The following is a 24,302-nucleotide window of genomic DNA, read 5'->3' as shown; positions in this document are numbered from 1 at the left end:
AATAATCAAATGAAAAATATATTCAAAAAATCAACTTTGCTAATCGCGGCTGTTATTGCGGTCTCTTCCTGCAAAAAATTTGATGAAATAAATGTAAGCCCTACTGCGGCAACCGCAGATCAGGTTCAGGTAGAATATTTTCTAAATAATTCGATCATTCAAGCACAAATGAATCCGGATGTGGCAGAAAGGTCATTTATTCTTTACTGGAAAACGGCTGCGCATCAACACAGAAACGGTGGTTTATCATCAGGAACTTATAACGATGGCTGGACAATTGCATACTATAATCAAGTAGCTGATTGGTTAAACGCTGTAAATACGGGGATTCAAATTGGCGAAAAACAAATTGCTGATAATAATATTAAGGTTTACACTAAAAATCTGGTTCAAATCGGACGCATTTGGAGGGCTTATCTGGTAAGTGAAATGTCTGATAATTTTGGTCCGGTTCCAATTAATGCATTTAATGGCACTAATCCTGAGTTTGTTGATGTGAAATCTGTTTATTACTACTGCCTGGCAGAAATTAAAGATGCAGTTTCAAAAATTGATGAAAGTGTTGTTAATCCAGGTAACTTATCAAACTTAGATCCTGCTTATGGATATAACTATGATAAATGGAAAAGATATGGTAACTCATTAAGAATGAGATTAGCTATGCGTTTATCAGAAGTGGATGCAGCCAAAGCAAAAGCAGAATTTGAGGATGCAGCGAGCGGTTCTAAATACATTACCACAACTGACCACACTTTCAAAGTTGCTGAAAAAGGTGGATGGGATGCTTTAACTGGTGTAATGAGTAGAGAGTGGAATGCTCAGTTTTTATCAACAACTTTAAACAATATTTACATTGGTTTAGGCGGAATTCAATCGCAAGATCAATTGGATGCATCTTTTGCAAGTGCTATTAAACCTGCTAACTATATTGGTTTAAGATTTACTGATCAATTTACTACCAGAACCAATGATCCTTCGGCTGGTTATTGGTTAGATGGATTACCAAATACTATTGACCCAAGAGCTTATAAAACCTTCATTATTCCTGGCGATTTTACCAATCCAAACTTTAACTCCTACCCATCCTGGACTGATGATGCAAAAATTACTGTTCGTAATTTATTAAATGCAAGTGGTGCGGTTGTTAAAACCATAGAAGCTAAGAATACTTGGAATACAGGTGTAACAGGAGATTGGGGTACAAAAGGCTCTCAAAATCAACTTTTAGGCTATGAGGGCACAACACCACGTTTAAGCAATCAATTTAGAGCAAGTGCTTCTCAGCGTATCTGGTTTGCACCCTGGGAAACTTATTTCTTATTGGCTGAAGCTTCAGTAAGGGGTTGGACAGTTCCAATGGGCGGGCAGGCTGCTTATGAGGCCGGTGTGAAAGCAAGTTTCGATTATTGGGGAGTTTCATCTTTCGCTGCTGCTTATTTAGCTTCAACCAGCTATAGCAGAACAGGAACTTCAGTGAGCTGGAACCATACCACAGAGCCACCGGCAAGTTATACTGTAAATTATGTGGATGGTAATACAAATGTTGCAGGTACAGCAACTTTAGTTTATCCTAAAAATGATCTTTATAAAAGCGGAACGGTTAAAAATGATTTGTTAACGAAGATTATTACACAAAAATATATTGCGCAAACACCTTGGCTGCCGCTTGAGGCCTGGAGCGATCAAAGACGTTTAGGATTGCCATTTTTTGAAAACCCTGCAATAGAAAATAATTTACCAAACTTACCTGCTTTAACCACAAGCACCTACATGACCAGTAGTGTAAGTTTCTTTCCTCAGAGATTAAGATATCCATCAACTTTGCCAAATACTAATAGCGCCGGTTATACGCAAGCCGTTACAGCTCTTGGAGGGCCAGATGGAGTGTTAACCCCTTTATGGTGGGCTAAAAAACCATAAGTACTTAGTTAGTTATCGCCGTGAGTGCTGGTTACACTCACGGCTTTTTTATGCCCGGATTTTTTAACAAAAAATCACAGAAAAGTTTTCTTATTCAACCTGAAAAATCAGTTAAACGAATTTAAACCTGTAATTCCAAGCTTATCAGCCAGTTCATTTAAATCTTTAACAACCACATCAATTAGCGGTATTCCGCTCACTTTTCTTTCCAGTTCAAATTCATGTTCAGGTTCGCCTGGAATAATTACTTTTTTATCGGGATTTACCGTTTTTGCACTTTTGAAACGTTCTACCCAATTATCTAAATGATTTTTAAAATCTTCAACCGGGCGGAAACCATCAACACGCATGGCACCCAAGAAGTGTCCTAAACCTTCGCCAACCGGATTTGCGGAGGGCTCTAAAAAAGCCACGAAAGGAGGAACCCATGGCCCGTAATTGGCACCGGAAAGCACAGCCGATAAAATATCAACTGTGGCGCTTAAACCGTAACCTTTATGGCTACCATGATCTTTATCGCTTCCTAAAGGTAAAAGTGAGCCACCATTTTTTAACTCGTTAGGATCAGTTGAGCCTGCTCCATTTTTATCCTGCACCCAACCGTCCGGAATATTTTTGTTTGCCCTTTGTGCAATTTCCAGTTTTCCATTTGCAGCTGCGGCAGTGGCCATATCTACAATCACGGGTGGGTATTTTCCAGCTGGAAAAGCATAACACATCGGGTTGGTTCCCAATAATCTTTCATTTGCATAAGTAGGAGCAACAAGTGGACTGGCATTCGTCATGCTAATGCCGATCATATCTTTTTCAACCGCCATTAAAGCATGATAACCCGCAATACCAAAGTGATTTGAGTTTTTAACTGATACCCATCCACTGCCATATTTCTCTGCCTTTTCGATAGCTACCTGCATGGCAAAAGGAGCAACAACCAAACCTAAACCCGCATCTCCGTCAACAGTTGCTGTTGTTGGTGTTTCATGAACGATTTTAATGTTCGGTGTTGCATTAATTCTTTTTTTCTCCCATAAACGAACATAGCCACTCAAACGGGCCACACCATGCGAATCAATTCCACGTAAATCAGAACGGATTAATACATCAGTAGCTAAAGTTGCATGTTCATCTGAACACCCCATTTTTTTAAAAACGTGGTAAGTAAAGGTTCTAAGGTGTGATTCTGTGAAGGTTATGAAGTTCATTTTAGTATCAAGTATCAAGTATCAAGTATCAAGTTCAACTGTGGGTTTTGGACTACCGACTCCGGACTGACGTTTATGGTAAAAGTAACGTGAAATCTCCTCCGAGCGGTTCAAAGTTTTCTATACATGATGAAAGAAAATCTTCGCCATAATTAACATACATAGGTGCAATGTTCAGGATGCGCTCCTGTAAGGTTCCATTCGGGAAAAGCCTTCTCTTAACATTCTCGATTTGAATCAGAGCGGTTTCATGTTTGCGTTTTTCGGCCCGGAATAGTTTTTTTTCCAGATTTTCCAGTAAACGGTTGGTTTTCTGTTTTGCTGTATCACTAGAAACAGAAAGGGTTTTATCAATTTTATAAGCATTCAGTTTAATCTGATCGAAAATGCTGTTGATGGCCCTGATTTCATCGGATAAGCTTAATTGTGCGGTAGAGTTTTTTCGAACCCAAAGATTTTTCAATTCCTCCAGAGGCAAGAACACATCTTCTAATGAAAAACCTAAGTTGTATAAATTTTCAGCACTCCGCTTATCTATCAACAACGCCGAATTTCGCAACAGCAACACCGGGAAATCAACTTTATAAAAATCGAAGTTGGCTTTCAGTTGCATCCAGTAAGCCACTTCTGCACCGCCACCAATGTAAGCGATGTTAGGTAAAATAACCTCCTGGTACATAGGCCGTATCACCACATTCGGACTAAAACGTTCCGGATGGGTATTGATTTCAGTTTTTAGTTCTTCTTCTGAAAAACGAATTTCAGTGTGGTTCACCACATACTTCCCGTTTTCAAAAATTAATCGTTCGCGTAAATCATCTTTCAAATAAAAGAAATTGATATCGCGACCATTAACCTGTGTTTTATATCCCAGTTCTTCCAGGTTTTTAGAGCTTTGCTCAATGTTTTTTGAACTATTGTGTTCAATAATATCTGAAGTGATAATATTTGTGAAAAGCTTTTTGAGTGATGGTTCATCGGCATTTACAATGACCAAACCATATTTTTCGAATAATTTATTAACCAGATAACGGGTTGCATCTGCTAAATTATCATGGTTTAAATAAGCACGCTCTACAAGTTTGGCAATGTGTTTGCCATTTTTTGAAATGCCTAAATAACCTTTATATGCGGTAACCGCTGCGGCAACGGTTTTAGTGCTCAATCTTCCGGTTGCTCCATTAGTTGTTTGAATCCAGCTAATGTTTTTCTCATCAACACTAACATGATTAATCTCATCAAAATCATGATCTTCTGTTGCCATCCAATAAACAGGAACAAAGTTTTGATCAGGATGAGCCATTTTTAGTTCGATGGCCAAATTGATGGTGGTTACTATTTTGTAAATAAAATAAAGCGGGCCGGTAAAAAGGTTGAGCTGATGACCCGTGGTTACTGTAAAAGTATTATCAAGACTTAAAAGCTCAATGTTTTTAGAAACCGATTTATTAGGTGTTAAATGTTGATACTGGCTTTTTAAAACCTCAACCAGAATATTTCTATCACCCAGGAAATGCCTTTTATCTATAGCTTCGGCTAAACCCTTCATATCAGGACGATAACTGTAGAAAGCCTTTAGCTGTTCCTCGTTATTGATATAATCCAAAACCAATTTTGAAAATGAACCGGTTTCCTGATAGGAGATATATTTTGCCTGCATAATTAGCGAAAGTACTGCAATTTAGGGATAATCATAAAGCTGAATAACTATTTTACAATTGTTAAATAATTACAAATTACTTTCAATGGCGCCTACTTTTTCACGATACAACTTTATCGGGCCATCCAATAGAACTGCAATAATGGTTAATTCCCGATCAAGTTTATCTTTTGGAATATCAATATAAACCATGCCCGGTATTTTACTCCAATAAAGTTTATTGTAAATTTCGTGATTAAGCATTGTTCCTTCTCCCACAATCCTTATTCTGCTGATGTTGTTAGCCAATCCTTTAATGGCAACAGGACCAGTTGGTATGCCTTCTACAAAAAGATATAAAGTTTGTTTATCAGCAGAAAGCACTGTATTGCCTATATAATGACCTTCGGGAATTCCAGCGCTTGTTTTATATAATGCTTCTGCATTTTTAATTACCCAGCTATTAATTTTTGGATTAAAGTTTTTTATGCCTGATTTAAAATCTAAACCATCAGCTGCCAAATTGGTGTTTTGAAATATATTTATGCCATCATTCAGGTTTTTGGCAAGTTTTCTTAAATTGAAATTGGTTAAATCAGGCTGCTGGGGAGCAGCAAATAAAGTTGCTAAAGAAATGGCTTCAGGCTTATCTTCAGATAACTCAATCGCTTCATTCAGGGTAACTTTTAAAACGGTTACATCGCTATCAAAACCAGCATCATTAAAGTTGAGAAAGTAATCTGTTCCATTTAAATCCGCAACGCTTACCGGTTCCTTACTTCCAACCAATTCTACTTTTGTTATTTTAGATTTTATTCCTGTTAGTAAAAAACCGTTTTTAGTGTGGTAATCTATATATAAGTATAAGGTTTTTTTATCTTTTGACAATGATGTTTTGCCTGAAAAATGATTGTTGGGTATCCCGGTTTGTGTTTCATAAATGGCTTCACTGTGTTTTTTAGTCCACCGGCCCAAATCTTTTAAAATTTTAACTTGTTCCGTTGCAATGGTTCCATCGGCTTTCGGGCCAATATCTAATAATAAATTTCCACCCATTGTGATACAATCAACCAACGTTCTGATGATCATATTCGATGATTTATAATGATGATCATAGGGTTGATATCCCCATGAATCGTTCATGGTGTAGCAAAGCTCCCAATACCTGGCTGTTGGTTTTACAACAGGAACACCTTGTTCTGGTGTATCATAATCGCCGTGTTGATCGAGTCTGGAGTTGATGATGATGTTTGGGTTTTTAGCCTTTAATAAGTGGCGTACTTTGTCGGTTTGCCATTCAGCTGGGGTATGTTCCCAGTCTCCATCAAACCAAACCAAATCTGGGTTATATTGTGTGGACAGTTCTTGAAGCTGTCCATGATAATAATTTAAAAAAGCATTCCACCTTTTCGGTTCTGTATTGATGTCGTATCGTTTTCTTTCGCGTGTGAAAACATCGTAATCCGGATAGCTCCAATCGGGGAGTGAGAAATACAATCCCGTTTTCAAACCAGCTTGTTTCAAATTATTTACGAATGGGCTGATCAGATCTTTTTTTGCTGCGCTATTTTTAACTGTGCTTGTAGCTTTTGCTGTTTGTGTATTCCATAATGCTACGCCATCATGATGTTTGGTTGTAATCACGGCATATTTGGCGCCGCTTTCCTTAATCAACGTTACCCATTCCTTTGGATTATATTTTTCAGCGGTAAAACCATTGAGCTGTTTCAGGTAAGCATCATGGTTAATATAATTGTTGAAAAACGACCACGATTCAGAAATTCCATTTACAGAATATACTCCCCAATGGATGAAGATTCCAAGCTTGGCATCGGCAAACCATTCCATTTTTTGTTGTTTTGATTCGGTTTGTTGTGCGAAAAGATTTGTGCTTTGCGAAAGGAATATGATTGTAATAAAAAGTTTCAAAGCCCGCATAATATGAATATAATTTCTTTAAGATTGAAATGTAATATTTAGAACTTTTGTTCAACGTTTTTTTGGATGAAACGGCATTTGGTGTTTCTTACTCTAACAAAATTGCCCTTTTTAAATTAAAATTTATTTTTCTCCCGTTCTTCGATATGGTAACTTTTGATGAATCTTTTCCCCTGAAGATATTGGTAAATGTAAAATAACAAGCATCTGCCTCAGTAAAATTAGATACGTTTCGGCCATCGATTTCTACAATCTCATCATTAACAGCCATGCCCAATTGTTCTGCATCCGTGTTTTTAAAGATGGAAGCAATAACAGTTTTGTTTTCTATAAATTTTAATCCGATTCCAAAACGATTTAATTTTGAGAAATCGAAATTCGATACCTCAGGCAAATATATTTTGTGCATATTCCAATCAATTATCACTTTATAGTGTTGTAAAATGCCGTTGCCAATATTACCTGATTTTCCATTTCTGAAAGGTACAATCTGGTTGATTAATTTTAATGTGCCGATTTGCATTTCAGGAACTTTTATATAGGTTGTAACTGATTCTCTGCCTTCTCCATAAACACCTGTACCACCAATGCCAACCGACTCTGCTTTTTTTAAGTTTTTAACAGCATCCAGATAGCCTGTTAAGCCTAAATTAAGATCTCCGTTTGATCCGGTATCAAATGTAATGTAGGTTGTTTTTGAATTAACGGTTACAGGTATAAGAGGTGTATTTTGAATTTTTACAGGAAGAAAATCTATTGTTTTGACATCTTTTGGGATCTCAAAATTTGATAAGTTATTCGTTGCAGTGATTATCTTGTTCTTATAATCGAGTTGCCATATCGCTTTTGACATCTGGTTAGCACCAATAATTCCATCTACATTTAAGCATGCCATTTGGAAAGTCTTTTTCATGTCGATGATCAAGGCTCCAGTATTTTCAAAAATAAGATTCCCAATTTTTATTTCAGGAATAATAACAACATCCTCTTTTTTCTCATAACCTTGCGAATCAGAATTTTTTGATTTTTGTAGTGATTTTAAATTTAAAGTTCGTGCCAGCTCTGGTGATAGTGTAGTTGGTGCGCCGGTATCGAATAAGAAATTATAACTTTTGTTACCAATATTTACTTTAATAATCGGTACACCGAAATCAAAATTGAAGGGAATTTTCTCTATAAATTCAGTTTGCCTCAAATTCCCTGTATTTAGGATTCTCCTAACCGGATTACAAGAAATAAATAAGGAGATGAAAATGGCTAGATAAAGGACTTTCTTCATTAAGGGTATTTAAGATAAGCAATATAATGCAATTTTTATGTGCAGGCAAATATGAATAAATAAACGTATTTGTTCTAGAAATGCTTCATTACACTAAAACCTATTATAAGGTTTGATCGATAACTCTCCAATTTCAAAATTATTTGACGCCTTGTAATGCGGAGCCTAAGAGATTAATAATACATCCGAGAGGAAAATATTATTGAAAGGAAATATGCCAGCCTTTATTCATAATTATTTAATAAAGTTTGAATATAAAATTTCAGGAAAAAAAAGCCGATCTCATTTTGAGATCGGCTTGTAAAATATTTGGTTTTAGTGATTTGCCATTTTTTTCTGCGTTCGCTGCTTATTCTTTAGAAAATGTTATTAAACAAATTATAACGATCGTTTTTTCATAATGTGGCATCCATTTGTAAAACTCTAAACGCACCAGAATTGTAATCTAATTTTAAAGCTTGATGCTTGTAGCAGTAGATAGAATAATTATTAAAAAATCATACAATTTTCTCCTTCATCGAAAAAGAACAGGTGTAAAAGAAGTTTTACTTTATTTTTCTTCTCAATATTGTATCTCCTAAAGGGAAGATAGTTGAAGTACCCGGGGCATACCTGGTATTTACATTTAATTTTAAAGTGTTTTTATCTATATAATAAAGTTTAATAATGATATCATCGCCAGTAATGGGGTCTTTGAGAAGAACACTTCCGTAACTAGTTGCATTACCCAAAAACATAAATGGTTCCTTTAATTTTTTGGCCACATCATCCTCTTTATAAATACACTTGGTTACTTTTACATAGATAGGATCGTAATAATAATCATCCTCTTTGTAATTATGCCGAGTTTTTTTTGTTGTAATTACCAGTTCCAATTCGCGGTTATTACTTGTCCATTTACCTGTAAACCTTTTTACAAATGGATTTTTAAAATATTTACCTGATTTTGTGTCGTCATCTACACCTTGCGCTTTAGCTGTAAACATCAAAAGTAATAAGGTTACGAGTATGGTTATATGCTTCATTTTTTTTATAATTAGTTATTTTATGAATAAATTAAACTATTCAACACTTCCTGTACCAACACCACTACAATTAATTATGACAAGGTTGCCATTGGCATCAAGCGTTAAAACTTTAAAATTGCCTGTTGATGAATCTTTTTTAAGTAATTTAATTCCGCTATTTTTTAAAATTTTTAGCAAATTGATTTCATTAATGCTTCCTGAATTTGTCTCTAGGATACCGCCAGTTGCAGCATTAAAAGATTGATATAGTTTGAGTGAATTTGAAAAATCGTTAATTGTGTCTTGCAGGTATGAATTAAATATATTCCAATCATCTAGCACTAAAGTATAGGTGCCGTAACTAGTAGTTACTCCGAGGCTAAATGTATTGACATCAGCAACTTTATTTGATCCTAAAAATTTTCCGAATGTAAAAAAATCATCAAAACCGAATATACTCAATGCAGTAGAATCAACATAATGAGTATGAGTAATATATTCTAAAGAATGGTCAGTTAACTCACCGATTTGTGGGATATTAAAAAGCATTCCAGTAGTTCCTGGATCGCTATAAACTGCCGGAGAACCAACTTTTTTGATATAACCGACTTCTCGTTGTAAATTCACGTCAGCAACTTTATTTTTTAAATCATTCGTTTCATCTTTGTAATTTGTGTTTTCATTTAAAGCCTTAGCTTTAGCGCATGGATCAGGTTTCGGTGGGTCTTCTGGTACAGTTGGTGGTGGTGTAACCGGTGGGTTGTAACCCCCGCCGCCCGAGCCTCCCTCGCTACCTCCGGTTGAGTAGCATTGCACGGTATAACTCACATCTACTATAACCCAAACGCATGTTGTGTAGCTTTGGCTTTCAGGTATTTCTGGTATAGGGTCTATAGTAATGCATTGTTGGCCATAAACAGGTTGAGCAGATATTACACAATTAATGTTTTCTAACATTAATTTCTCACCCCTGTCAAAGGCAGTATGGTCTGCATTAATTTTGATTGAACCAAGATCAGCATCTGTAGCTGGGGCAATGGTGTGGGTAATATTTCCACTATTGTAAACCCAGCCATTTGCAAATTTACCGGTTAAGGTGTAATATATAACTGTTCCGGTAAAACCTGGTAAATCTTTATAGTTAAGTTTCTTTGTAATATTTCCCGTTGCTTTAATCATCATAAAAGCACCACTCAAAATATTATCGCTATTTTGAAACAGTAAGAGCTTTATAGTGGTATGCTCAAATTGCGCTTGTTTTTTGGTATCATCAGTTAATTCTTTGCCAAAAGTAAATTTGTTAGGGTTTTTACAATTTATTTCATATACCGTTTGCCCATTGTGTTTGCTGATATAAACTGAACCCCAATCGGGTTTTAATTGGTATAAAAAAATAGATTGATCTTGCTGTTGTATAAGGCCATTATACCATTGGTTTAGCTGAGTTGTATTTTTATTTTCAAAAATACTTTCTTCATGTTTATCTTTTTTGCAAGAAAAAATTAATATAAGCGCAAACAGTAATAGATTCTTTGATATTAATTTTTGTAAAGAGAGGTTTGGAGCGCAATTTTTCATTTACTGTATTTTAAATTTTACAGTGAATTTACCTAATGAGTTTTAATTTAACAATATATAAATAAAAAAAAGCCGGTTTCGAATAAACGAAACCGGCTAGTAAAATATTTGGTTTTAGTGATTTACCATTTTTTTCTGCGTTCGCCGCTTCCACCTTCACGATTTCCGCCTTCTCTGCGTCCGCCAGAATTTCCACCTTTGTCATCACGGCTACGTCCAGAGAAATCTCTGAAACCACCACCGCTGTTTCCACCTTCACGTCTTCCGCTACCACCAGATCTTCTGTCGCCGCCACGGAAACCGCCGCCTCCGCCTCTGCGTTCTCCGCCGAAACCACCACGTCTTTCTCCGCCACCGCGTCTTTCACCACCTTCACGTCCACCATCTCCGCTTTTTTCGATACGTACCTGACGGCCATTGAATTCAACAGATTTGAAACCTTCGAAAACTTTATCAGCAACATCATCTTCTACTTCAAAGAAAGAAAAGACACCTTTAAGGTCGATTTTACCAACGCTTTTGCCAGCAATTTTTCCGTTGTTACAGATAAATGATAACATATCGCCACGGGTAAATTCATCTACAGAGCCCAGGTTGATGAACAAACGAGTATAACCTTCGCTACCACGTCCGCGTCTCTCACCTCGTTCGCCTCTTTCTCCACGATCATCACCAACCGCAGCATTCAAATCTGGCGCTTTAGAATAATAATCAAGGAAACGGTTAAACTCTAATGAAGCAAAACGTTTGATCACATCTTCTTTTGATAAATCAGCAAATTCATCCATAATACGAGGAATGTACTGATCGATTTGTTCGTTATTAACTTCTACATTATGTACTTTGTGTACCAATGAGAATAATTGTTTTTCACAAACATCAAATCCTGTAGGTAATTCGGCTTTGGTAAATTGTTTACCAATAATACGCTCTAACTGACGGATTTTACCCAATTCTTTAGAGTTGATGATACAGATCGAAATACCGGTTTTCCCTGCACGACCAGTACGGCCAGAACGGTGGGTATAACTTTCAATCTCATCAGGTAAAGAATAGTTGATTACGTGAGTTACATTGTTTACATCGATACCACGAGCAGCAACATCAGTAGCAATTAACAATTGCATGTTACGCTCACGGAAACGTTGCATTACTTTATCACGTTGTTGTTGCGATAAATCACCGTGTAAAGCATCAGCATTGTAACCATCTTTAATTAAATGCTCAGCAATATCCTGTGTATCCAATTTGGTTTTACAAAATACTACAGCAAAAATTTCAGGGTTGAAATCTACAATACGTTTTAAGGCAGCGTATTTATCACGGGCACGAACAATATAGTATTCGTGTTCGATATTAACGTTACCGGTGTTTTTTGTGCCCATGGTTAATTCTACAGGGTCGTTCATGTATTTTTTAGCAATACGGCGAACTTCTGCAGGCATTGTAGCCGAGAATAACCAGGTTTTTTTGTCATCAGGAGTGGTTGATAAAATGTCGTTGATGTCATCCTGGAAACCCATGTTTAACATCTCGTCAGCTTCATCAAGCACAACATATTTAACGCTTGTAAAATCAATGGCTTTACGGCCAATGATATCCAACATACGGCCGGGCGTGGCCACTACGATTTGAACGCCTTGGCGTATTTCACGTAGTTGTTGCATAATGTTCGCGCCACCGTAAACGGCAACAACGTGGGCATTAGCAACGTTTTTAGAAAAGTTTTTAAGGTCGTTAGCGATTTGCAAGCATAACTCACGGGTAGGGCATAAAATCAATGCCTGTGGTTTATTAACTTTAAAATCGATTAGTTCTAACAGCGGCAAACCAAATGCGGCTGTTTTTCCTGTTCCTGTTTGGGCCAAACCAACAAAATCATTAGTGCCTTCTAACAGTACAGGAATACTTTGCTCCTGAATAGGCGTTGGAGTTTCAAATCCAAGGTCCTTTACGGCATTAACGACGTCATCACTTATCCCCAATAATTGAAATGGGTTTGTCATTCGTCTTTTTATTTTAATTGAGCCGCAAAGGTACGGTTAATATTTGGTATTTCACAGAGAGTCAAGTAAATAGTTTTTGCTGCTAATGATTTGAAAATAAGGGAGAAAGAAATTAGGAGAGATGTATGAGGGGAAATAGAGGAAGGATTGGCTTGAAATCAACATCAATTTCCCTGATTGGAACTTGCTGACTTTTAATTTTTTGAAAAAGGAAATGCTGTAGGGGGCTGGATAAATCAGGCTTCATTTAGCTGTCATGCTGAGGCAGGAAGCATCTGTTTCATCGGAGAGGGATGCTTCGTGCCTCAGCATGACAGCATCTTCAAGGTTGCTGCAGATTAAAAAGTATTTTTCTGGATATGAAGTTTACAATCAAACCCTAACGTAATCTTTCCGCCGAACGAATCAATCTTTCATCTTTATTAATCCCGAAAATAGCGAGGACAACAAATAAAATGGCTAATGCTGGTAAATAAGCGCCAACACCAAAACTGGCACCTTCAATTCCACTAGGAAGTTTTTTTGCATAAACGCTGCACCAAAATGCAAATGCGCCAATAAACACAATAGATAATATTGCAATTCTTTTTTGAAAACTTCTGCGTTTATAATTGAAAATATTAATTAAACATATAAAAGCAACTGCAATATTAGTGATCACTAAAGGCAAAAACGACTGAGTTTTTAAAGCTATTCCTGCTTTTATGGTAAGGGTTTGATATAGTCCCGTGGTATATACTGCAGATTCAGTTCCGGCAATATCTTTAGTCGCAATAGGCAAAAACAACATTAAAACCAAAGTTAAAGCCGCTAAAAAAAACCAGATGGTTTGTATTCTTTGTATCATGTTAATTTAAAATTTATGGCAAAATTAGCTTATTTATATCATTAGTTCAATAGCCATTGGTTCTATTAGTTCAATAGTTCATTGGGTTCATTAGTTCAATAGTCATTTGCCATTAGTTGTTTTTTACTCTTTGGACTCCCAACTCAGAACTCCCAACTCTCAACTCAGAACTCCCCGACTTCCGACTTTCCTCTTTAAACCGTACTTTTGCATCGTTTTGATTAAAAAAAGATATTTCATACAAATCGCTTATGATGGCAGCTTATACCATGGTTGGCAAATTCAACCCAATGCAATTACTGTTCAGGAGTTGCTTGATAAAGCCATGTCAACATTTTACCGCCAACCGATAGAAACTTTGGGTTGCGGCCGAACGGATACCGGTGTACATGCCACAGGTTTTTATGCGCATTTCGATGTGGAGAATCTTGAAGAATCAAAAGTGCTAAATGCAGTTGCAGGAATAAATGCAATGTTACCTTATCAAATAGCAGCAAAAAAAATTGTTCCGGTAAGCGATGATGCTCATGCTCGTTTTGACGCCATTTCCAGAGCGTACAAGTATTATATCCATTTTGAAAAAGATCCTTTTAAATTAAACAGATCGTGGCTGGTTAAAGATAAGTTGGATGTTGATTTGATGAATCAAGCCGCAAAATTGTTGTTAGATTATACTGATTTTTCTTGTTTCAGTAAATCGAATACACAAACTTTTACCAATAATTGCAAAATTACAACAGCTGTTTTTGAAGAGAAAGAAAATGGATTGGTATTTACCATTCAGGCTGATCGTTTTTTGCGAAACATGGTTCGGGCAATAATGGGAACGTTGGTGAGAATTGGTAAGCATGAAATTAACCTGGAAGATTTTAAAACGATAATAGAAAGTAAAAACCGGAGCAATGCTGGTCAATCGGTACCCGCTTGCGGTTTATATTTGGTAAAAGTAGAATACCCATATTTAAGGTAGAAGGCGGAAGGTGTAGGGTAGAAGGTTTATTATCCTATTAAGATGGGCTTGATATTGTTTAAAACTTATGTGGGTATTTGAGGCTTAACCCCTAACCGCTAAACCATAAACAGGCCAGTCATCGCCTTAAAGATGAACTAGATAATTTTTTGAAAATTTGTGTAAAGTGAACGGAACTTTAAACCCTAACCTTACACCTTAAACCATAAAAATGGCAGTAACAGGCGACGTATACAACACAGGATTACTGAAACGTATTTTTCAATATGTAAAGCCTTATCGTGTTGTTTTTATTTGGTCGGTGATTTTAACCATTTTGTTAGCCGGAATATCTCCTGTTCGGCCTTTTTTGATCAAGTACACCCTCGATCATTATATTTTAACGGGCAAATATTCTGGCCTGGTCAATATGACCCTGCTCATGATTTTCATGCTCATCCTGCAAACACTGATTCAATACAGTCACACACTCTTAACAAACACTTTAGGGCAATCGGTTATTAGAGATTTGCGAATAAGGGTTTTTAATCATATTACCAGTCTCCGTTTAAAATATTTTGATAAAACACCAATAGGACAACTCATTACCAGAACCGTTTCTGATTTGGAAACCATTGCCGATATATTTTCAGAAGGTTTAATTTCCATGATCGGTGACTCGTTGCAGGTAGTGGTTATTGTTGGTGTAATGCTTTATACCGATTGGGAATTAAGTTTAGTGGTGCTTTTGCCCATTCCACTATTGATCATTGCGACAAGAAAATTTCAGAAGGCCATTAAAGTTGCTTTTCAGGAAGTTAGAAATGAGGTTTCTAATTTAAATACCTTTTTACAAGAGCATATTTCAGGAGTTTCAATTGTACAATATTTTGCAAGAGAACGCCAGGAGTATAAAAAATTCTATAACATTAATAAGCGTTACCGCGATGCCAATATCCGTTCTAACTGGTATTATTCAATATTTTTTCCCGTTGTGGAATTAATCTCGGCCATGTCTTTAGGTTTACTGGTTTGGTATGGTGCCAAAAGTATTTTAGCTAAACCGTTAGATGTTACACCAAGTACCATTACTCAGTTTATCATGTATTTGGGAATGGTTTTTACACCGATCAGGCAGTTGGCAGATAAGTTTAACACCCTGCAAATGGGAATGGTTGGTGCAGAACGTGTGTTCAAGGTGTTGGATACTGATGAAAAGACACCAAACGAGGGAATCCAGAAACCTGAAAATTTAACTGGAAACATTGTTTTCAAAAACGTTTGGTTTGCTTATACCAATGATGCTTATGTTTTAAAAGATTTAACTTTTAATGTAAAAGCTGGCGAAACAGTGGCATTGGTAGGCGCAACGGGTGCGGGAAAATCATCAACCATTAATATTCTAAATCGCTTTTATGAAGTGAAAGCAGGAGAAATTACCATTGATGGCATTCGGATTGAAGATTTCGATCTGGATTATCTGCGCAAAAATATCGCTACAGTTCTTCAGGATGTGTTTTTATTTTCAGATACCATTCTCAATAACATCACTTTAAATAATCCGGATATTTCCATCGATGAAGTGGTTAATGCTGCAAAGAAAGTTGGTGCCCATGAATTTATAGAGCGTTTGCCAGGTGGCTACCAATATAATGTGATGGAAAGAGGTGCTACACTTTCTGCCGGACAAGCACAGTTAATCTCCTTCATCAGAGCCTTGGTCCACAATCCTGCTATTCTGGTTTTAGACGAGGCTACCTCATCGGTAGATACTGAAACCGAATTACTGATTCAAAAAGCGATTGATAATTTAATGGAAGGAAGAACTTCAATTGTGATTGCACACCGGTTATCAACCATTCAGAAAGCAAATCAGATTATTGTACTTGATAAAGGGGAAATAAAAGAGAGCGGCACCCATCAGCAATTGCTTAAGCTAAACGGTTATTACAAAAAGCTTTACGATCTGCAATTCTCTTCAGAAGGTATAGCTAAAAGTTCTTAAAAATGATTATGTTTGGTTTCCTAACAAACGTAATTTTTGAAAGCCTCAGGAAATAGTGAAAACGATAAAGCACTTTTTGACTTATTAAAGCAAGGAGATGAGGCTGCATTTAGCAAAATTTACAAGCTTTACTGGCTAGATCTTTACAATGCCGCTTATAAGCGATTGCCTGAAAAAGAAAAATGCCAGGATGTGATTCAAAATGTTTTTACCGATTTATGGAATAGAAAAGCCGAATTGAATTTAGAAAACCCATTGGCTTACCTGCATACCGCTGTTCGCTTTCAGGTTTTAAAACACATTGCCAGAACACCCAAAAACAATTTTTTCACTCAATCTTTCGAAAACGAGTTGATTTCTCCTTTGCAGGCTGATGGGGAATTGTTAGAGCGGGAGGTTAAAGGATTAATTGAATTATTTATAAAAGCATTGCCTGAAAAAAGGAGAAAAATCTTTTTGCTGCATTATTTTGAAGGCTTATCAACCGCTAAAATTTCAGTTCAGTTGAATGTATCTCAAAAAACCGTTCAAAATCAATTAACAACGGCAACTCATGCTTTAAAATTCCGGTTAACTCATTTGTTTTTAGTTGCGGTGGCTTTTTATTCTGCTTTTTTTAGATAATATTTTCAGATTTTTTGCTGATTTGTAAAATATTTAAAATTCTTTTGGGATATTTTCCTTTTTCTGGTACATACTATCATAAACCAGAAAAAATGAATCCCTTTCATTACAAAAAAGACATACAAAAGATTATTGAACGCTACTTGTTTGGCAAGGCAACAGCAGAAGAAATTCTTTTTGTTGAAGAATACTATAAATTTTTAGGTAAAGCTGAAGATGACTTAAGTTCCGGCAATGTTGATGAAATTCAAAAGCTGGAAGAGGAAAACTTTAAAGCTATTCAACAAAAAATAGCTTCATTTAAAAAGTCAAAAACGATTTCGTTCTACAGGTATGCCTCTGCAGCTGCAATATTGATTTTAATAGGTAGTGGTTTTTACTTTTTCTTAAAAACCGATTCTATTTCGAAAACATCAAATTTAACAGTAAACAAACACCTGGATGTTTTACCAGGAACAGATAAAGCTATTTTAACGCTGGCAGATGGCTCAAAGATTGTTCTTGATGAAAAAACTTCTGCCAATATCAGTGATAAAGATGGAATCAAAATCACTAAGACTAAAGATGGTCAATTGGTTTATACTGTTCTTAACCGGGAGAATTTTGATAAAAAAAATGTTTCTTATAATACCATTCAAACGCCAAAAGGTGGCCAATATCAGGTTATTTTGCCCGATGGCACTAAAGTCTGGTTAAATGCTGCATCATCTTTAAAATATCCTGAAGCATTTGTTGGTAATCAGCGTTCAGTTGTGCTTACGGGAGAAGCCTATTTTGAAGTTGCCAAAAACAAGGCAATGCCTTTTCATGTAAAAAGCCTGAATCAGGATGTTGAAGTGCTTGGAACGCATTTCAATATTAATGGTTACATGGATGATGAAATCATTAAAACAACCTTGTTAGAGGGAAGTGTGAAAGTGAGCAACCTCAAATCAACCAGGATTTTGAAGCCAGGAGAGCAAGCCGTAGCGGGTTTGTCTGGAAATTCTGCCATCCGGTTAGTAACGGATGTTGACACTGACGATGAAACCGCCTGGAAAAACGGACTATTTCAATTTAATGATTCGGACCTGAAAATCATCCTTAGCCAGCTGGAAAGATGGTATGATATTAAGATTGATTATTCTTCAATCCCTAATAAAAGATATAATGGAATGGTTCCCCGCAAATCTAAACTATCTGAAGTTTTAAAAATGCTGGAGAAAACAGGAAACATCAGGTTTGAACTAAAAGAAAACCGTCAGCTAAAAGTATTACCGGAAAATCAATAGCCTATGGCAAAATAATGAAATAGCATCAAAACCAGAGAACACAAAAACTAATCAATTAAACTTTAAACCAAACTGAATGTATGAACTTTTACACTCGAAGTAGTCATCCCGCGGCGAATAAACCAATGCGCTTTACTGCAAATTATCTAAACCAACAATTTATTAGGGCTATGAAACTTTTTATTTTTTTAATGACTGTTTTATGCGTCTAGGTAAGTGCCAATGCATTTTCACAACGCATAAATATTAGCCAAAAAAACATGCCTTTAGTGCGTGTTTTAAAAGAAATTAAACGCCAAACGGGTTATTTCTTTCTATATGATACAGATATAGTTCAGCAAAAATCTAAACCGGTAACCATCGATTTAAAAAATGCAGAGCTTGCCGATGTGTTAACACAAGCTTTAAAATCACAACCCTTCGGTTGGGAAATTAAAGAAAATACCATTTTAATATTTCCTAAAGCAAACATTGGTGAAAGCGTAAAAGCCATTGATGTTACGGGTAAAATCGTAGATGAAAACGGAAATCCAATGCCGGGTGCTTCAGTACGTGTTAAAGGCCAATCGGCAATTTACGTAACAGATGGTAACGGAAATTTCATGATCAGAAATGTGGATGAAAATGCAGTATTGGTTATTTCTTATATTGGTTATGCAGATAAAGAAGTAATTGCTAAAGCACAATTAGGTTCAGTTAAATTAACCCCAGCCACAGGGAGTTTGAGCGATGTGGTGGTTACAGGCTATACCAATTATACTAAAGCGCAATCGGCTAATGCAACTTCATTAGTAACTGCTGATAAAATAAATGATGTTCCTGGCTTAACTGTTGATCAGATTCTACAAGGTCGTGTTCCGGGGATGAGTGTAATCTCTACATCAGGGCAACCCGGGCAAAGTGCCGCTGTTGTGATTCGTGGTATTGGTAGTATAAATGGTTCTTCTGCACCACTTTTTGTTTTAGATGGTGTGCCAATTGAAGCAGGTTATTTTCAAACCATCAATCCTGAAGATATTGAATCGGCAACGGTTTTAAAAGATGCGTCAGCAAAAGCGCTTTATGGATCAAGGGGTTCGAATGGTGTGATTGTATTGACAACCAAAAAAGGTAGAGCAGGTAAATTGGCCGTGAATTATACTTCTCAATATGGTTTCTCTAATTTAAGCAGGCCAAATTTTGAAATGATGAACACACAACAACGTTTGCAGTTTGAAGAAGAAATTGGAGCAAGCTTTGGTCGTAACATTGGACCAGGATGGACTTATTCTCCAAAAAATCCAACTTACGCTACAGGAACAGCAGCAACTCGTGCCCGTGCTGATTTTATTTTGGATAGTTTAAGACAAATAAATACCGACTGGAGAGATATTTTCTTTCAGAGAGGTAAATTTCAGGAGCAACAAGTGAGCATTAGCGGAGGTAATGAAAATTTACGTTTCTATAACTCATTAAATTATTACAGCCAGGAAGGCGTAGCAAAACGTACCGGCTTAGATCGTTACTCACTAAGAAGTAATTTGGATTTTAAGGATGATAAATTTAGCGGAAGTGTTAACCTTTCATTAGGATATTCTCAATCTAGCTTTACCGAAGGAGAGGGTTCTACAAGTGTGGGAACTGCTATGTCGGCCGTTTACTATGCTCTGCCCTACGAAAAACCCTATGCATCTGATGGAACTTTGGTACATCCTGGAAATAGATCTTCATATTTTATTTTAGATCAAAGAGAGGGAAGTCAGGCGTTAGAGCGTTTACTAAATTCATCAGATAAAACAGATCAGTTAAAATCTATTATCAGTACATCATTTGCATATCAAATTTTGCCTGAATTAAAAATCACAACGAGAGCAGGTATTGATTACAGACAATCAACAGATCAGGTATTTATCAATCCTGATTCTTATTATGGATCAAGAAGTGTGGCCAATACCTTAGGTGGCAAAGGGCGTTTAACCGATGCAAGCAGAAGAAATTTCAACATCATTTCCACTACGGGCTTAACTTATGCCAAGAAGTTTAATGAAGTTCATGATTTTGAAGCTTCAGCTTTCTATGAGTATGTTTACAACAACTATAACTCATTCGGCTTTAGCGCTTATGGTATTGATGGGCGTTTACCGGAGACACCAGCAGGGGCAACAAACGGCAGTGCAACATTTTTACCATCTACAACGGGCGGTAAAACCAAAAATGCACTAGCATCATTCATGGGGGTTGCCAGATACACTTATGATGAGAAATATACCTTAACAGGAAGTTACCGTTATGATGGCTCGACAAGAGTAGCGCCGAAAAACAAATGGCATGGTTTCTATTCGGTTGGTGCCAATTGGAATGCTAAGGCTGAAGAATTCTTAAAATCATCTGATTTGATTTCTGATTTAAGAATCCGCAGTAGTTACGGTATCACCGCAAGTCCATTTGGTGGTGATTTCTTATACTTACCAACCTATGCTGTGAATACTTCTTATGGTGGTGTAGCTGCAATAAGAGCAACAACCCCTGGAAATGCTGAATTTGACTGGGAATACGTAAAGGAATTTAACACCGGGTTCGATTTAGCAATGTTCAAAAACAGATTGCGTGTAACTGTTGATTACTATAATAGAAAAACAACCAACATGTTTATCAATCAACCATTATCTGCAACATCTGGTTTTAGTGAATTAAACTTGAGTGCTGGTATAATGAGAAATAGAGGTGTGGAGTTTGAGGTAAGCGGAGATGTGATCAGATCTAAAGATTTTATCTGGACATTAGGGGTTAATGCAGGTTACAACAAGAATAAAATTCTGCATGTTACTGATTTGGTGGATTCATATCCTGACGGTGATACCCGTATTTTAAAAGTAGGTTTACCTTACGGAACTTATTATGCTCCAGATTGGGCAGGTGTAAATCCACAAACTGGAGAGGCTCAATATTATAATCTTGATGGATCTATTACCACAAATTATAATGTGAATACTCAAAGCACAACCAACTCAGGAGGCTTATATCCAACATTTACAGGAGGCTTTAACACTTCATTAAGTTATAAAGGCATTACGGCTTCTGCATTATTCTCATTTGTATCAAATGTGATGCGTTGGAACAACGAAGATTTCTACAATGAAAACCAGCGTTATGCAACCAGTAACCAAACAGTAAGAATGTTGGAGAACAGATGGCAGGTTGCTGGCGATACAGGTAATGATGCTATTCTTCAAAGGTTTGATATTCCAAGAAACTTTACTTCAAAAGATATTCAGGATGCATCTTTCTTAAGATTGAGAAACCTGACTATTGGTTATTCTATTCCAAAAACCATCTTGGAAAAAACGCGGATCATTAAGGGAGTAAAAATCTTTGTTCAAGGGCAAAATTTATTTACCTGGACGAAATGGAGAGGATTAGATCCAGAAAATAACGCCGTTTATGGTCGTTTTCAATATCCAAACACCAGAACTTATACCGCTGGTTTAAATGTTAACTTTTAATAATTACAGCAATGATTAATAAAATATATCAAAAATACATACTTATATTCTCGTTATTGTTTATTACCGCATCTTGTACAAAGTTAGATTTGGTGCCAACGGATACAATTTCGCCAGATAAAGCATATAGGAATATAAGCGACATAAATTTAGGCATTTTGGGTGTTTATGCGCTGCTGGATGGTGGAACTATCGGCGTTGTGTCGACAGTTTCTGATGAAGCCACGTTTCCTACAGAAAATACGGTTGGAAACAGTGATGCTTTTAGATGGTTATATACAGCTGGAAGTGGCTCGGTAACTTCACAATATGGAACCTTTTATGTTGCTATTGATCGCATAAACAGAACCATCGCAGGTTTAGATGCGTTAACTTTAACAGGCGCAGATGTTACCTTGGGTGCCCGTTACCGTGGTGAATTATTAGCTTTGCGTGCCTATTTTCATTTCGAGCTTTTACGCAATTATGCTGCATCGTATCAAACTGGTGCTTTGGGAGTGCCATATATGCATGAATCTAAAATTAGTTACCCATCAAGAGATAATTTCGAAGTGGTTATTGCGAATGTAAAGGTCGATTTAGTAGCTGCAAAACCGTTAATCCCAACAACCTTTACCGATAAAACACGTATTACCAAAGCTGGTGTTTCAGCTATTCAGGCGCGTGTTGCATTGTATGAGAAAAATTGGGGAGAAGCCATTACTTACTCTACAGAAGCTATAGATGCTTTTCCTTTGGCTACTAAAGCACAGTTCCCAGGTTTGTGGACTGATGCTAATGACAGCGAAGTAATTTGGAAAGCTAAACGTGTAGGTACAACCGACTCCAGATTGGGAGATTTTTATTATCGTCAAACTGGAGGTATTGTACTTTATGCTCCTGCCTTTAAATTAATTGCATCTTTTGATCAGATAAATGATATTCGTTTTCCAGCTTATATTAAATATGATGCCACTCGCGTTGCTCCGAAATCGCAGTATTTGGTTAATAAATACATTGGCGGTACCTCAACCGCTCCGGGTTTAACAGATATTAAATTATTTCGTACCGGAGAAATGTATTTAATTAGAGCAGAAGCCAGAGCAGAATCTACCGGTGATGCTGCAGGAGATCTGAATGCTTTACGAGCGGCTCGCATTAATGCTTATGTTAATGCAACTTTTGCAGATAAAGCAACTTTAATTGCCGCAATAATGGAAGAAAGGTATAAGGAATTGGCTTTTGAGGGGCACCGTTTCTTTGATTTAAAAAGAAGATCATTACCTGTTGCCAGATTAGCTGCTGATGCCGTAAATGCATCAGGTGCAGTAACTTTGTTACCAACACAAGCTCAATATTCATTTCCAATTCCGGCATCAGAAATTTCAGTGAATAAAAATACAGTTCAAAATCCTGGTTACTAGGAATTATATTCTGGCGGATATTTTTTTCGCCAGAATATTAAAATCAACTTATGAAACAATTACTTATCGTTTTATTGATGGCATTTTGCATATCTTCTTTAGGGTGTGGAAAATCAGATAATCCAACCCCGGGTACAGGGGACGGTGGCACAATTCCCCCAACAACTCCGGTAGCAAAAAAACGCCCTGCATCAATAGGAATTGTTGGTGATAGCAGTAATGTTGTTAAGGCTACCAATGGAGGTATGGTTTTAATGGGTGGTGGTACCGATGTTGATGCCGCGTTTAAATGGATGATTGAGAGAAGTGGAGGTGGTGATGTTGTGATTTTACGCGCTACCGGCACTGATGCCTATAACCCTTACGTGAATGGGTTAGGTAGCGTGAACTCTGTGGAAACCTTGTTAATCAATACTAAAGAATTGGCTAATAATGATACCGTGGCCTACATTATCCGCAATGCTGAAATGGTTTTTATTGCCGGGGGTGATCAATCTGATTACATGAAATACTGGAAAGGAACGAAAACTGAGCAAGCTTTAAATTATCTTTTAAATGATAAAAAGGCTCCTGTTGGTGGCACGAGTGCTGGGTGTGCCATTTTGGGTGGTTTTTATTATAGCGGCGAAACCGGCGGATTAACTTCGGCTCAAGCGCTTGCAAATCCTTATGATACTAACGTTACACTTTACAACAATGATTTCCTAAAAGCACCGTATTTGCAAAATGTAATTACCGATCAGCATTATTTAACCCGCGATCGGGAAGGAAGATCTGTGGTGTTTCTAGGTAGAATCAACAAAGATTGGAAAGTACCGGCAAAATGTATTGCAGCAGATGAAAGAACAGCTGTTTGTATTGACAACGATGGAAAGGCACAGGTTTTTGGTGATTACGCTGTCACAAGACCATACAGTTATGCCTATTTCATTATTTCTGATGCAGGTAAACAGCCAGAGCAAATGGAGCCCTATAAAAAAACAATCTGGAACAATGGCGAAAAAGCAGTTTCAGTTTACGAAATTCCTGCATCGGTAAATGGTGGTGGAAACTTTAATGTTGCTAACTTTAAGGCCAGTGAAGCTACCGGTGGAAAATGGTATTGGTGGTGGATTGATAATGGAGTGTTAAATAAAAAAGATCAATAAAAGA

General features: G+C 36.8%; 16 protein-coding genes. 8 read left to right on the top strand and 8 right to left on the bottom strand.

Annotated features, from left to right (window positions below):
• The first annotated feature begins 9 nt into the window (after positions 1-9).
• Positions 10-1,920 (top strand): SusD/RagB family nutrient-binding outer membrane lipoprotein, encoded by a 1,911-nt coding sequence (locus DU508_RS18435; protein WP_115404240.1) that lies wholly within the window; start codon positions 10-12, stop codon positions 1,918-1,920.
• Positions 1,921-2,027: 107 nt separating this feature from the next.
• Here the strand turns inward: DU508_RS18435 and DU508_RS18430 are convergent, their stop codons facing one another.
• From DU508_RS18430 to DU508_RS18395, 8 genes are all read right to left on the bottom strand, one after another.
• Complete coding sequence (locus DU508_RS18430) at positions 2,028-3,122, bottom strand: Ldh family oxidoreductase (RefSeq protein WP_115404239.1); 1,095 nt, start codon at positions 3,120-3,122, stop codon at positions 2,028-2,030.
• A gap of 73 nt (positions 3,123-3,195) precedes the next feature.
• Complete coding sequence (gene bshC, locus DU508_RS18425) at positions 3,196-4,782, bottom strand: bacillithiol biosynthesis cysteine-adding enzyme BshC (protein ID WP_115404238.1); 1,587 nt, start codon at positions 4,780-4,782, stop codon at positions 3,196-3,198.
• 69 nt (positions 4,783-4,851) lie between these two features.
• Positions 4,852-6,699, bottom strand: coding sequence for an alpha-L-fucosidase (locus DU508_RS18420; RefSeq protein WP_115404237.1), 1,848 nt, complete (start codon positions 6,697-6,699; stop codon positions 4,852-4,854).
• Between the two features lie 88 nt (positions 6,700-6,787).
• Positions 6,788-7,978: an aspartyl protease family protein gene (locus DU508_RS18415; RefSeq protein ID WP_115404236.1), complete on the bottom strand. Its 1,191-nt coding sequence runs from the start codon at positions 7,976-7,978 to the stop codon at positions 6,788-6,790.
• 545 nt (positions 7,979-8,523) lie between these two features.
• Positions 8,524-9,003: a DUF6705 family protein gene (locus DU508_RS18410; protein WP_147273662.1), complete on the bottom strand. Its 480-nt coding sequence runs from the start codon at positions 9,001-9,003 to the stop codon at positions 8,524-8,526.
• 36 nt (positions 9,004-9,039) lie between these two features.
• Positions 9,040-10,563: a hypothetical protein gene (locus tag DU508_RS18405; RefSeq protein WP_115404234.1), complete on the bottom strand. Its 1,524-nt coding sequence runs from the start codon at positions 10,561-10,563 to the stop codon at positions 9,040-9,042.
• Between the two features lie 122 nt (positions 10,564-10,685).
• Positions 10,686-12,569, bottom strand: coding sequence for a DEAD/DEAH box helicase (locus tag DU508_RS18400; protein WP_115404233.1), 1,884 nt, complete (start codon positions 12,567-12,569; stop codon positions 10,686-10,688).
• 379 nt (positions 12,570-12,948) lie between these two features.
• Positions 12,949-13,416 (bottom strand): DUF4293 domain-containing protein, encoded by a 468-nt coding sequence (locus DU508_RS18395; RefSeq protein ID WP_115404232.1) that lies wholly within the window; start codon positions 13,414-13,416, stop codon positions 12,949-12,951.
• Between the two features lie 217 nt (positions 13,417-13,633).
• Between DU508_RS18395 and truA the strand changes: the two genes are divergently transcribed.
• From truA to DU508_RS18360, 7 genes are all read left to right on the top strand, one after another.
• Positions 13,634-14,386 (top strand): tRNA pseudouridine(38-40) synthase TruA, encoded by a 753-nt coding sequence (gene truA / locus DU508_RS18390; RefSeq protein WP_115404231.1) that lies wholly within the window; start codon positions 13,634-13,636, stop codon positions 14,384-14,386.
• A gap of 211 nt (positions 14,387-14,597) precedes the next feature.
• Positions 14,598-16,370, top strand: coding sequence for an ABC transporter ATP-binding protein (locus DU508_RS18385; protein ID WP_115404230.1), 1,773 nt, complete (start codon positions 14,598-14,600; stop codon positions 16,368-16,370).
• Positions 16,371-16,406: 36 nt separating this feature from the next.
• Positions 16,407-16,994, top strand: coding sequence for an RNA polymerase sigma factor (locus DU508_RS18380; RefSeq protein WP_115404229.1), 588 nt, complete (start codon positions 16,407-16,409; stop codon positions 16,992-16,994).
• Between the two features lie 92 nt (positions 16,995-17,086).
• Positions 17,087-18,265: a FecR family protein gene (locus tag DU508_RS18375; RefSeq protein ID WP_147273661.1), complete on the top strand. Its 1,179-nt coding sequence runs from the start codon at positions 17,087-17,089 to the stop codon at positions 18,263-18,265.
• A 260-nt stretch (positions 18,266-18,525) separates the two neighbouring features.
• Entirely contained in the window at positions 18,526-21,747 is a 3,222-nt protein-coding gene (locus tag DU508_RS18370) for a TonB-dependent receptor (protein ID WP_233509670.1), read from the top strand.
• An 11-nt stretch (positions 21,748-21,758) separates the two neighbouring features.
• A complete protein-coding gene (locus tag DU508_RS18365) occupies positions 21,759-23,150 on the top strand; it encodes a RagB/SusD family nutrient uptake outer membrane protein (protein ID WP_115404227.1) in 1,392 nt (463 codons plus the stop codon).
• A gap of 50 nt (positions 23,151-23,200) precedes the next feature.
• Entirely contained in the window at positions 23,201-24,298 is a 1,098-nt protein-coding gene (locus DU508_RS18360; protein ID WP_115404226.1) for a cyanophycinase, read from the top strand.
• Positions 24,299-24,302 lie beyond the last annotated feature (4 nt).

This window comes from Pedobacter chinensis (genome assembly GCF_003339865.1).
Taxonomy (GTDB): Bacteria; Bacteroidota; Bacteroidia; order Sphingobacteriales; family Sphingobacteriaceae; genus Pedobacter; species Pedobacter chinensis.
The sequence above is the reverse complement of the archived record's forward strand: the minus strand, read 5'-3'. Positions and strand labels throughout refer to the sequence as shown.